Raw genomic sequence first — 13,120 nt, forward strand, 5'->3', positions numbered from 1 at the left:
CCAACTGCTCTTTCCAAAGCCTGTCCAAACGCCTCGCTAATTTGCAGTAATAGTGTCAGCAAACAGTCCAAATACGTCCAAATAGGCACTTGGACATTTCCATAGCCAGTCCATCGTATCTCGCCACCAATCAAAGCCTTATCTCCACTTTCCCCTTGTGTCACAACTTGCAGCTTTGGGTGTCAGTTTATAGGCATCCAGCACACGCAGTGAGCTTGGACGGCATGAGAATCTGCGGGAATGGGAAAAGGCCTCAGTCCCGGAAGCACGAGGAATGGAACAGGATAACAAAAAAGATCAACCTCCCTGCGAGGTTTCGCTTGACATAATCCCTACCTCATGCAATAAAGCAACAATTAACTTCAGGAGTAGTAAAGGCGCAATGAGCGTGATGACTATAAACGCGTTACAGAGCGAATTAGTGACCTTGAAAAACCATATCGGAATGGGAAATGACTCTACTATCTGGATCGTGTTTCACAAGCTACTAAGCACCTTCGCTCGAGCCCCATTACTGGACCTTATAACCTCCAAGATATCCTGATTAGCTTTGTGACCTATGAACGCCTCTAAGGTAAGGAATTTTGTTGAGCGATCGAACTTTTCAGGGAAGACATCCCCAAGCTCACCACTGCCATCAGAGACACCATCACCAAAACCGCCGAAGTCAAAGCTGATTACATCGATGCCAAAGATTTGTTTCTGGAACTATGCTGCGATCAAATTCACCTCGCTTTCACTTTCAAGGACATTTGCTAACTGGTTATCGAGCACATATTTACCACATTCCGCCCTTGGCTTGGGATTAAACACTCTGTATCCGCTTCATCTTGGATTGGATTCTCGATCAATACTAAGGAAAAGAAACTCAAAGCCCTTCAGTACTCTTCAATACCTTGCTGCTTTGGAGATTACCAAGACAAAGAGATCGACCACCTCGTCTGCATCTGCACCGTCAGCGTGTAACCGATGGAGATCGTGGAACAAACAAAATCAATGCAATAAGTACATTACTAGGAGAGAAAATGTCTTCTTTATATTTATCACGGCTTTCAGATGATGAAAGGAAACGACTCATCGAGAGACTTCACGAAACCCAAAATGGAAACTGTTTTATTTGCGGTAGTTTTATTGATTTGGAATTACACAAGGATACTATCGATATTGACCATATTATTCCGCTCCAAATGCGAGGGCAAGATAATGAGACGAATCTTGCACTTACTCATACCCATTGTAACAGATCTAAACAAGACTCGGATCTTAATGTGGCAAGGATTATTCAAAGCTACGAAAAAATCAAATCAGAACCAATCAATCCGGAAGGAGCCCCAATCTAAATGATATATTGGTGAACTATGGCGGAGCCAAATACGATCTAGTCTTTAAAATAGAAGGTGACCAAATAAAGTATTCTTTTGCTGAAATTGGCGATACCAAAATCTATCAACAACCTGTTTATGAAGATCAACTGAGTGGTTTCAAGTATTTCTTTGCATTATTGCCAATTGAGTGCGTTTACCACGACGATAAAATAAATCCAAGACCCATAGGTTCTAACTTATCGAAACTGATTAAAGAATTTTACAAAAAGCGTCCCCAACTACATGTCTCATTGGCTTGGATAGACGATTCTGAATCTAAAGCTAAAATACGAGTTTTTGACGGGCAGCATAAAGCCGCAGCGCAAATTCTCTTGAACACTAAGTATTTACCAGCTAGAGTCTTCATCAACCCCAATGAAGAAGTGTTACTTTCAGCAAATACTAATGCTGGAACAAATCTTCGGCAAGTTGCGTTTGATAAATCAGTGCAACGTCATTTGGGGAGTAAGTTATATCTAGATAGAATTGAAAGGTTTATAAAAGAAAGAGGGCTTCCAGACAACGAGTATGATTTCTCTGAACAGGATTTAGTATCTCATTTTCGGGGAGAATCTCTTGAAATGAAGAAGTACATCATAGATTCAATAAGGGACTATATAACATATTGTCCCGATAATGGGCTTAGAGAGTATATAGAATTAGGGGGCAAAAATCCTGAAAAACCCCTCTCTTACAGTTCTATTGAAAAGACATTCTATTCTTTTTTCATCTGCCAGAAACCGCTAACTACACCTATTAATTACAGGCTTGAAGAAGGGGAAAATCCCAGAGAGCTAGAAAAACATCAGATCGTAAAAATCATGGATATAATCGCAGAGGTTATATACATTGGTAAGTACAGCCTTGATATAGGTGCGTCGAGGATTGAGCATAAGATACAAAAAGGAGAGAATATCCCACTTGAACACATTAAAGCTTATCGGTTAAGTCGTGAAGAAATTCTGTACACATGGTTGAAGTGTGTATTACAGATTATCATGACCTTCTTTATTATGCAAGGCAAACCCCTTCAGCAAGATCGTGTGTTTCAATATAAATTTCCAGATTCTTTGTGGGATAGAATCAGGACATTTGTTGTTAATATGCATAACCTACCTGTATGGATTAATAAGGACCTATCCTCAACTGTTTTTGGAGGTAAGCAAGTATACAGTTATTGGCAGACAATCTTTGAAACAGGCAAGTCTCCTCAAGGTGTGCAAGTTTTGTCAAAGCCAATCGATTTGATGGAACTGATCTCAGACACCAATTCAAATCAGTGAGGTGTATATAAATATACTTTGTTAACAACAAGTCAATTGTCTGTTATAAACATGAGGTTATTCACCGAATACTATCTTGCCACTTTTCAACAAAATGGATTTTGCATGTTTACTGATTTTTGAAAACCTGATCGTTGGCAGGCAGACAACGTGCAGGGACTATTATCTCGCTAGGAGTGCCTTTTATGTGTTCCGCGAATAGTGTCTGGTTAAGCGGCGACATGCCATCTCCAGTAGAGCCTATGGAGACCGGTGCTTGCAAATGTACAATATATGGACATAACGCATAGATACGATATATTTTATGGAGCATCGCGTTAACAGTTCCGACTCGGTTAAGGTTATTTAACTTGACACGGAAGCGGCGCGATAAAATCCTCTGCCGATTGAATAATAAGCATAAGGTGAAAATATGATCGAGGTCCAGTCATTGGTCAAGGAATTCCCCAAGAAGGACGGAACCCGCTTCCGGGCTGTGGATGAGGTTAGTTTTGAGGCCGCCCACGGTGAAATCGTCTGCCTTTTGGGGGTGAACGGCGCTGGCAAGACCACCACGATGCGCATCCTCTCCACCATCTTCCAGCCCCAGAGCGGAACAGCGCGGATCGAGGGTTACGACGTGGTTACCCAGGGTGACATGGTTCGTCAGAACCTGGGTTTTCTCTCCGGCGACACCGGTTTGTACATGCGCCTCACTCCACGGGAGTTTGTGACCTATTTTGGCCGCCTCTATGGAGTCGGGGAAGACGACATCAAGGCTCATTTGAACGAAATGGCGGAAATCCTGGACATGCACGATTTCCTGGACAAGAAGATGGAGTTCCTCTCCAGCGGCATGAAGCAAAAGGTTTCCATCACGCGCTCCATCATTCATGATCCGCCGGTGATGATTTTCGACGAACCAACCGCGGGCCTGGACATCCTCACGGCACGAAACATCATCTCGTTCATCCGTAGCTGCAAGGAACGGGGCAAATGCGTGCTTTTTTCAACCCACATCATGAGAGAAGCGGAGCGCCTGGCAGACCGCATCGTGATGATCCACCAGGGCCGCGTGCTGGCGCAGGGCACCCTGGAGCAGATGCGCTCGGAAAGCGGTTTTGTCGATCTGGACGATATCTTTGTTTTCTATGTGAACCAAGCCGGAACCGGCACGGAGGTGGCTGCCCATGAATTTTAAGAAAGCCCTCGTCATCTTCCGCAAAGAGATACTGGAAATGCTGCGCGACCGGCGCACCCTCTTTGCCACCATCGTTTTGCCCGTGGTTCTTTATCCCGTGCTGTTCATAGGCTTCAGCGCCATCATGAGCCGCCAGACCGAAGTTCTGGAAAAGCGGGGCTCCACAATCGCCCTGGTGGACAGCCTGAGCCTCCGAAACGAAGCTTCCCGCGAGGCCTACAACCTCATTCTGGAGGGGTTGAAGTCAACTCCCTACCTCAGCACTCTGGAAGCGCCGCCCGAGCTGGAAAAACTCTACGCCAACAAGGACATCCAGGCCGTCGTGAGCTTGACCGATTCGCTGGCTTCCACCGGAACCGTGACTTATAAAGCCGGCATCCGCTTCGACGGTTCAGGTGATCAGGGCCAGATGCTTTACAGCAAGCTGGAAAAATCGCTGCTGCAAACCGCCCAGACCATCCTTGCCAAACGCCTCAGCAACATCAAGGTGGAGCAGGACTATATCAAGCCTCTGGTAATCAGGCAAATAGACAGTTCCTCCGACACCAAGAAAATGGGCAGCGTGCTGGGCATGGTGCTGCCCTACCTCGTTATCCTGATGCTGGTTACCGGGGCCAGTGTGGTTGCCGCGGACCTTGTGGCCGGGGAAAAGGAACGCCGCACCCTGGAAACCCTGCTGGTGTCTTCCGCCACCCGCGGAGAGATAGTTTTGGGCAAATACCTCACCATCTTTACCATGGCCATGATCAACGTGGTGATCAACCTGGTGAGCATCAGTTTTTCCGTGAGCTATCTGGTCAGCCAGATGGACCTGGAGACTGGATTTGTGAAGATGCCCGTCGGTTCCTTTCTGATCCTGCTGCTGGCGATGTTGCCCCTGGCCACACTGTTTTCCGCTTTGCTGCTTTCCGTCTCCACTTTCTCGCGCAACATGAAGGAAGCCCGAACCTACGAGCAGCCTATAATGATAGTTTCCATGCTGATGGGCATGGTGAGCTTCATCCCCTCCGTCCAGATCAGCAACTTGCTTGCCCTAGTGCCGGTGATCAACATCGCCTTGCTCTTCAAGGCTGTGCTGATCGGCGAGTGGCAGCTATCCCACCTGCTGATCACGGTGGGTTCTACCCTGCTTTTGGACGTTTTTGCCATCTGGCTCACCGTGCGCCTGTTCCGTTCGGAAGCGGTGCTATTCCGCACCGAGGACGACAGCGGCGGCATCAAAACAGTTAAGACGAACAAGCGCGGCTTCTTCAACCCCTTCTATGGGCTGGTCTATTATTCACTGGCCCTGGCCGCGCTCTATTATCTGGGCGGCAAGTGGCAGGGGCAGGACATGGTGAAAGGCCTGGTGCAGACCCAGTTATTCTTGATCGGGCTGCCGGTTCTGGTGCTGCTGAGCATCCTGAAGATCAAAGGCAAGAATGCCCGGCAGTTGCTGCGTTTGCGGGCTCCCAAGCTGAAAGAGATCGCGCTGGTGCCTTTCATAGCTGTCTCCGGGGCAATCGTTGTGGTGATCATCGGCCAGTTGATCAACCAACTTTTCCCCTTCCCCCAAGAGTATCTGGAGCAGATGTCCAAGCTATTCCAGATGGATATACCGCTCTGGCAGGCGTTCCTGGTGATAGCGGTGCTGCCAGGCATCTGCGAGGAACTGCTATTCCGGGGATTTCTTATGCGCTTTTTCGAAGGCAAAAAGTTCTGGTATGCCGTTCTGGCCAGCGCCGTGCTTTTCGCCATCTTCCATCTGGACCCCTTCCGGCTGCTGCCCACTTTTCTGCTGGGAACCTTACTGGGCTGGCTGACCCTGCGTTCCGGCAGCATCGTAAATTCCATGCTGTCCCACACCCTGAACAATGCCTTCGCCCTTTCCATCATCACCTTCGCTGAAAAACCCTGGCTGAAGAAACTGGTCATCGATGGCGAGAATCTGCATTATTGGATGGTGATCCCGGCCATCCTGGTGCTGGCGGCCTCGCTTTGGGCCTTTAACAAGGTAACCGCCAACAAGGAGGTTGCCTCATCTGCGGAGTAGTTGACTACTTCGGCAAGAGCAACGCCCTGTCCTGATCGGATAAACAACGATATAGAAAAACCGGCGGTTCCAACCGCCGGTTATTTTGTCCGCGCCTGAGGCGATAACTTATTTCAGCACCAGCTTGCGGGTTTGGCGCAGTTCCCCTTGGGCAAACCTGATCAGATAGATTCCGGAGGCCAGATTTCTTCCCTTGCTGTCTTTGGCATCCCAGACCAGTTCCACCGGGCCTTTGGCCTGTCCCACAAAGCGTCGAACCAGTTCCCCGCGGACATTGTAGATATCCAGGCTGTAAGCTCCAGCATCCTTGAGATAGAGGCTGATGCTGGTTTTGGCGGAGAAGGGATTGGGCCAGACACTCTGGATGCCAGCCACAGCCGGAGCGGCGGGATCATCGGCTGAAACCGTGATCTCGTAAAAGGCAGCAGCCGTCTCACTGGGAGCGCAGTTGAGCTTGAAAGCTTTGGCTTGTACCGTGGCGCTGGTCTCCAGCCGGATGGGGACGGAATAGATCTGTGATTGCGGGTCGGGTTCGCTGCCGTCAAGGGTGAAGCGGATCACCGCTTCCGGTGTGGCGCTACTTAGCACAATATCCACGCTTCCTGAGTAGGCTCCAGGTTCAGGGCTGAAGGTGGGCCTTGCCACCGTGTAGAGCGGCAACTGGAAATCGACTTGGGTCTGCAGGTCAGAAACCACAGTCACATCCGAAAGGGTTACCGATTCGTAATCTGGATGGCTGGCTGTGAGGATGTAGTTTTCAGGCACAACGCTCATGCTATAGACTCCATAGTCATTGGTCAGCGCTGAAACCGTTCCGGTGGCCACGGTGGAATTGGCTATGGGCGCTCCGCTGAGGTCGGTAACCGTTCCCAAAATCACGCCATTGGCTGCCTTGGCCAGGGTGTTGGAAAGTGAACCGGCCGAGAGTTCAGTTCCAGCCACAGCTTTCACCTGCCACAGATAGTTGCCTGGGTTGAGCAGATACCAATCCTGATCGGTAAAAGAGGTTTCGCTTATGTTGGATGGAGTGATCAGCACTCCATTGGCCAGGTTGCCGTCGATCTGTTCATAGCGCCAGACCTGATACGTGCTGGCTCCGTTCACAGGGGCGTCCCAGCTAAGTTTCACCCAGTTTGCCTGTTGCGTGGCGGTCACATTGTCCGGGCAGTCGTTGCCAAAGGTCATTACGAAGGCCACATTGCTGTAGTTGCTGTTGCCATTGGTGTTGGCAGCCCGAACCCGGTATCTGTAGCTGGTGGCAGGCTCGAGCCCGGTGTCCTCGGCGGTGGTCATATCCGGTCCGGCCCAGTTAACCAAAGCCCAGTATCCTCCGGTGGAGCGTTCCACGTAGAATTCCGTCTCGTCGCTGGAATTATCGGTCCAATTCAGCAACACTCTGGAGGGTGAGACCGCCGTGGCCGTGAGCCCTGAAGGGGCGAAGGGGGGAGCGTTGTGAGCCGGGAAACTGATGTGGTCCAGCCAGGCGCAGTCGCTGCCTGTACTCACGCCCTGGTCTTTTACGTAGCTCCATGTGAAGGTGCGGGTTCCCGCCGCCACTGGGTAGCTGTGGAATTCCCAGTTCAGCAGGCCGGACCACTGCCCCTGCTGCACACCATCAATGTAAAAGCGCAGATAGTCATAGTTGGGTTCGCTGGAAACCTTGCTGAAGAAACTCACATTTCCTGGTTGGCTCACCGTCAGGGTGAGGCTGAGCACGCTTTCCTGCAGATGTGTGATATCGCCGGATTTGGCGGAATAGCTGCCGGAATAGACGGTTTCGCTCTGAACTGTCCAAGGCCCGGAACTCGGATTCTGCCACGGATAAAGGTCGAATAAACCGGATTCGAAGCCTTCATGGGCGGGCTGCAGCAGGATTACGCTGATCTCGAAGCTACGGCTGTTGCTGAGGTTGTCGAAAGCCTCGGCTCTGATTGTGTGTTCTCCAGAGGTTGCTCCAGCAGTGTCCCAATCCCAGGCATAGGGGGCGGTGGCATCGGTGAAGGACGGAGTGGCGCTGTCATCGAGGTAAAAATCCACGTGAGAGATGAAGCCGTCGGTATCACTGGCATTGACAGTGACCTGGATGGTAGCGCCCAGCGAATGGATGGAGTTATTGGCCGGGGCTGTGATAACGCAAGCAGGCATGCCGGGGGCGATGGTTGCCAAAGCCGCGCTGGCGTTGATCATGCCATAGCCTGTATAGCGGTCCCAGCCGGCTCCGCCATCAATGGTCATGTCCGTGGCGGAATTCACTATCGCCTGACGCACCTCGTCGGGGGTGAGGCTGGGATCCTTGGAAAGTATTAGCGCGGCAACCCCCGCCGCGTAAGGCGTGGCGCAGGAAGTGCCGTTGAAATCGGTGCTGTAGCTGCCGTTGCGTGTGGTAGCCGGCAAAATGGTAGCCGCCATTATATCCACTGCCTTGGGGTCGTCCTGTATGTTCACGCCGTAGTTGGAGCCCCACCAGGATTGTCCGTCGGAGGAAGTTCTGCTTTTTCGCTGTCCTGTGGGACTGGCGGCGCCCACACTGATAACCGCTGTGTGGTTGGAAGGATAGGCGATGGAGGAAGCATTCGAGTTCGCGGTGGCGGCAAAGATCACGCAGCCTTGGTTGTAGGCATAGTAGAGGGCCGCGTCGCAGGCGGGATTGTCACCCTCATCAGCGCCATTCTCAGCTCCCAGGCTCATGCTGATCACATGCGCGCCGTTATCAGCGGCATGGGTGATTGCATTGGTGATGGAGGTCATAGTCATGTTGCCGTAGTTGTTCATCACCTTGAGGGGCATGATGCTGCAGCCTCCGGCCACTCCGGCCACGCCGACGCCATTGTTGATCTCACCGGCGGCAATACCGGCACATTGGGTGCCGTGGCCGTTTGTATCGGTGGGATCGTTGTCGTTGGAGCCGTAATCCCATCCGGGAACGCAGTTGTCGTTGAGGTCTTCGTGGTTGTAGTTCACGCCGCTGTCGATGATGGCAATGATGATGTTGGGGTCGCCGAAGGTCTGGGAGTCATCCCAGGCTTCGGGAGCGTTGCTGTCAAATCCGGCTCCTCCGCCCCCTGGACCCTGTCCGGTGTTGTTGTGGCCCCAGTTGTTGGGATAATGGGGATCGTTGGGAACATATTGCGTATAGGCAAAGTGTTCGAAGCTTATATCCTCGATCCAGGGGCTGGTTTTGAAGGCCGCCAGCGCTTCTTCCACAGCGGTTTTGCCGTTCAGGCGCACCAAAAACCAGCGGTCAAAGCCCTGAGCGGCTTCCCAGGCTTTGTTCTTCAAGCGCCGGTGGGCCCGGATCACGGCTGTTCCGCCGGTTTCAGTCAGGATTTGGTCAAGGTCGGCCAGGCCGAAACGGGAAGTTTCCTCCATCAACTGCTGTGGCAGGTTGGACCGCTGTGCCGCGGCCAGACTGAGTTTCACCTTCACGAGGTCATTTGCATAGTGAGGACGCGCTTCGCCGCCAGAATATAGATCAGCCGCCGCCCAGACATTCCAGGCGAGGCAGAGGATGTTGAAGATCAGGATCAATCGTTTCACTGCGCTGCTCCAATCGTTTTTTGCGTAATAAAATGCAAGATTCATTCCCTAAATGGGATTATCTGTCGGTTGGCTTATTTGAGTAAGAATTATTGGTCCATGTAGTGATGATAAAGCCTTCCAAGCCGCTTTCCGGTTGAGCGTTCGCAACCACTTGGTTTGAAAAATAGCCAAAAATGCTTGCCAACTGCCATCTCCCGTCTGCCAGACCCTTAGCAGTTGAGTCTATCCCTCTCCCATACCTCCCGCACAATTCTCGCATTCAATGCGGGTATTATACGGGAGGTGCATCAGGTTCACTGGACAGGGCCTTAACGGCCAACCTGCATCGCTTCGCTCATTTGCAAGAATTTCTCGATGCAAGCATATCTGACCATCCCTCAGTAAATCAAGGCTTCCGATGCCAGTGCCAAAAAAGCCCCGAAGCCATTTGACTTCGGGGCCTTATATCATCTTATGACAATCTTCGGAAAGGGTCAGGACTCACTTCGTATGCGGCTAAGGGCATCGGCGAAGCTCATGGAACCTAGGTCGCCGACGGTATGCTGACGCAGGGTGATCTGTCCGGATTCCTCTTCCTTTTTACCGATCACGCACATGAAGGGGATTTTCTTGAGTTCCGCGTCGCGGATTTTGTAGCCGATCTTTTCGTTGCGGGTGTCAACTTCGCAGCGCAGGCCCTGGAGGCGGAAATCTTCTTCGAGCTTGCGGGCGTAGTCCATTTGAGCTTCGGTGATGGGCAGGATCATCATTTGCACGGGAGCCAGCCAGTGGGGCAGGTTTCCGGAGTGGTATTCCAGCAGGGTGGCGAAAAAGCGTTCCACAGAGCCAAGGATGGCGCGGTGCACCATATAAGGCCGGTGCTGGGCATTGTCGGCGCCGATGTAGCTCATGTCGAAGCGGACGGGTTCGTTGAAATCGAACTGGATGGTGGTGCACTGCCAGGCGCGGCCGAGGGCGTCTTTGATCTTGATGTCGATCTTGGGACCGTAAAAAGCGCCGCCGCCTTCATCCACCTGATATTCAAGGCCTATCTTTTCCAGCGAGGAGCGCAGGCTGGCGGTGGCTGTATCCCAATCGGCGGGGTCGCCCACAGACTCTTCCGGCTTGGTGCTCAGGTAGATGAGGAATTCGCGGAAACCGAAGTGCTTCAGCATGTCCAGGGAAAAGACGATGAGTTTCTCCACCTCGGAATTGAGCTGGTCCGGGGTGCAGATGATGTGGGCATCGTCTTGGGTGAAGCCTCTAACCCGCATCAGGCCATGCAAAACACCGGAGCGTTCATAACGGTAAACGGTGCCCAGTTCCGCCAAGCGGATGGGAAGTTCGCGGTAGCTGTGCAGGTTTGAATTGTAGATGGCGATGTGGAAGGGGCAGTTCATCGGTTTGATGTAGTAATCCTGGCCTTCCACGTCCATGGCCGCGTACATGTTTTCCTTGTAAAAACCCAGGTGGCCGCTGGTCTCCCAAAGGTTGGAACGGCCCACGTGGGGAGAGTAAACAAGCTTATAGCCGTGGCGCAGATGCTCTTCCTTCCAATATGTTTCGATCAGGTGACGGATCATGGCACCGTTTGGATGCCAGAGAACGAGACCGGGGCCGATGTCTTCGTTGATGGAAAAGAGGTCGAGGTCCTTGCCCAGTTTGCGGTGGTCGCGCAGGGCTGCCTGCTTCAGAAAATCCAGATACTCTTCCAATTCCTTCTTAGTGGGAAAGCTGATGCCGTAGATGCGTTGGAGCATCTTGTTCTTTTCATCTCCGCGCCAGTAGGCGCCGGAGGATTTGAGCAGCTTCACGGCCTTGATCTTGCCGGTGTGGGGGATATGCGGTCCGCGGCAGAGGTCGATGAAATCGCCCTGGGTGTAGGTGCTGATTATATCGTCGTCGGGAATTTCGTTCAGGATTTCCAGTTTGTAATCCTCTCCCATGGCACTGAAAATCTCCATCGCCTCGGCTTTGGATAGTTCCCTGCGGGTGTAGGGCAGATTCTGTTTGGAGAGGGAGGTCATGCGCTCTTCGATTTGCTCCAGTTCCTCTTCGGTAAAGGGTTTGTCGCGGTCGAAATCGTAATAAAAACCCTGCTCGATGGACGGGCCGATGGTCACCTTCACGTCTGGGAAGAGCTGTTTCACAGCTTGCGCCATCAGATGCGCAGTGCTGTGCCAGTAGATGTCTTTTCCGGTGTCTGTCTTGAAGGTGTGCAGCACCAGTTTGGCGTCTCGGTCAATGTCGTGTCCCAAGTCCACCAAAACGCCGTCGAGTTCGGCGCAGATGGCGGCTTCTGCCAGCCTGGGGCTGATGTCTTCAGCAACCTTGAGGGCGCTTACAGGCTGCTCGTAAAGCCTGGCGGAGCCGTCGGGCAAAGTAACTTTTATCGGCATGGTATCTCCAACAATTATAGAATTAAGTTCAACAAGGCAAGGCAGTTTAGGCGGGGATTTTTGTCAAGCGCGGCGTTCGGAACGCAGCAGCCTCAGCGAGTTGAAGATCACGATCAGGGTGACGCCCACATCAGCGATGATGGCTTCCCAAAGCCCGGATATGCCGCCCACGCCAAGGACCATAACCAAGGCTTTCACGCCCAGAGCGATAGCGATGTTTTGTGCCACCAGCATTCCCGTGCGGCGGGAAATGCTGAAGGCGGCAGCAAGCTGTTCTGGTTTGTCGTTCAGCAACACGATGTCGGCTGTTTCCACGGAAGCCTGGTTGCCTATTGCGCCCATGGCGATTCCTGCATCCGCGCGGGCCAGGGCCGGAGCGTCATTCATGCCGTCTCCCACAAAGGCGGTTTTGCCCTGTTCGCGGGCCATGATCTCTTCCAGACGCTCAAGCTTGTGAGACGGCAGCAGTTCCGCGTGGAATTCGTCCAACCCGGTCTCGCGGCTCACCTTCTCCGCTTTTTCACGGCGGTCGCCGGAGAGCATCACGGTGTGTTCCACGCCCTGCGTTTTCAACTGTGCTAGGGTGTCTTTGATGCCGGGTTTGAGGGTGTCGGAAAACGTCACGCAACCCAGATAGAAATCGTTCTTCGCGGCATGGACGGCGCTGTGTGACTTAGCCGGGATGGGGTCTATGAAGCCGAATTCCTTCAAAAAGGCCTCCGAACCTGCCAGCAGGCGATCCTGGCCATATTGGAGCAGAACTCCGCGGCCGGGGTATTCAGAATAGGCATTCACCAATGCAGGATCGAAATCACCTTCGTAGGCGCTGCGGATGGCTTTGGCAAAGGGATGCGAGCTGCTGTGTTCCGCCAGCCAAAGGCTGTGCATGAGTTCAACGGGCTCGCTGCCTTCGCGGACGAAAACCTTTTCCACCTTCATCTCGCCAGTGGTGAGGGTTCCGGTTTTGTCAAACACCACTGTTTTCACCCGGTGCAACACGTCCAGATACTCGCTGCCCTTGAAGATGATGCCCTTTTTAGCCGCCACGCCGATGCCGATGTAATAGGAAAGCGGGATGGAAATCACCAGCGCGCAGGGGCAGGAAACGATGAGGAAAACCAGGCTACGCCGGAACCAGACGGCAGCCGGATGTCCAAGTATTGTGGGGATGAGGAAGACCAGGATGGCGATGCCGACCACGACCGGGGTGTAGATACGGGCAATGCGGGTGATGAATTTCTCCTGCTGAGATTTGCGTGTGCCGGCGTTTTCGATCAGGTTCAGGATGCGGGTCACGGTGCTTTCCGCCTCGCTGCTGGTTACCTTGATCTCCAGTCGGCCGC

The 13,120-nt window shown here is 52.4% G+C and carries 5 protein-coding genes and 1 pseudogene; 3 read left to right on the forward strand and 3 right to left on the reverse strand.

Annotation, left to right across the window (positions count from 1 at the left end; genetic code table 11):
- Positions 1-1,025 precede the first annotated feature (1,025 nt).
- The 3 genes and pseudogenes from GX466_06660 (at position 1,026) to GX466_06670 (ending at position 5,859) form a co-directional block, all read left to right on the forward strand.
- Positions 1,026-2,647 (forward strand): annotated as a pseudogene (locus GX466_06660) (HNH endonuclease).
- Between the two features lie 412 nt (positions 2,648-3,059).
- Entirely contained in the window at positions 3,060-3,827 is a 768-nt protein-coding gene (locus GX466_06665; GenBank protein NLH93884.1) for an ATP-binding cassette domain-containing protein, read from the forward strand.
- The gene (locus tag GX466_06670; protein NLH93885.1) at positions 3,817-5,859 is read left to right on the forward strand and encodes a CPBP family intramembrane metalloprotease; all 2,043 of its coding nucleotides are present in this window, start codon (positions 3,817-3,819) and stop codon (positions 5,857-5,859) included. Before GX466_06665 ends, GX466_06670 begins: the two co-directional genes overlap by 11 nt.
- 108 nt (positions 5,860-5,967) lie before the next feature.
- Here GX466_06670 and GX466_06675 read toward each other — a convergent pair whose 3' ends face one another.
- From GX466_06675 to cadA, 3 genes are all read right to left on the reverse strand, one after another.
- Entirely contained in the window at positions 5,968-9,396 is a 3,429-nt protein-coding gene (locus tag GX466_06675) for a S8 family serine peptidase (GenBank protein NLH93886.1), read from the reverse strand.
- Positions 9,397-9,872: 476 nt separating this feature from the next.
- Positions 9,873-11,777, reverse strand: coding sequence for a threonine--tRNA ligase (gene thrS / locus GX466_06680; protein ID NLH93887.1), 1,905 nt, complete (start codon positions 11,775-11,777; stop codon positions 9,873-9,875).
- A gap of 63 nt (positions 11,778-11,840) precedes the next feature.
- A partial coding sequence (gene cadA, locus GX466_06685; protein NLH93888.1) for a cadmium-translocating P-type ATPase occupies positions 11,841-13,120 on the reverse strand: 1,280 nt, incomplete at its 5' end.

The sequence above is a fragment of the Candidatus Cloacimonadota bacterium genome, from assembly GCA_012516855.1.
Classification (GTDB): Bacteria; Cloacimonadota; Cloacimonadia; order Cloacimonadales; family Cloacimonadaceae; genus Syntrophosphaera.

Excerpts from the sequence above, each read along its gene's own strand:
- thrS (NLH93887.1), bottom strand. The coding sequence starts at position 11,777 with ATGCCGATAAAAGTTACTTTGCCCGACGGCTCCGCCAGGCTTTACGAG.
- GX466_06670 (NLH93885.1), top strand. The coding sequence starts at position 3,817 with ATGAATTTTAAGAAAGCCCTCGTCATCTTCCGCAAAGAGATACTGGAA.
- GX466_06665 (NLH93884.1), top strand. The coding sequence starts at position 3,060 with ATGATCGAGGTCCAGTCATTGGTCAAGGAATTCCCCAAGAAGGACGGA.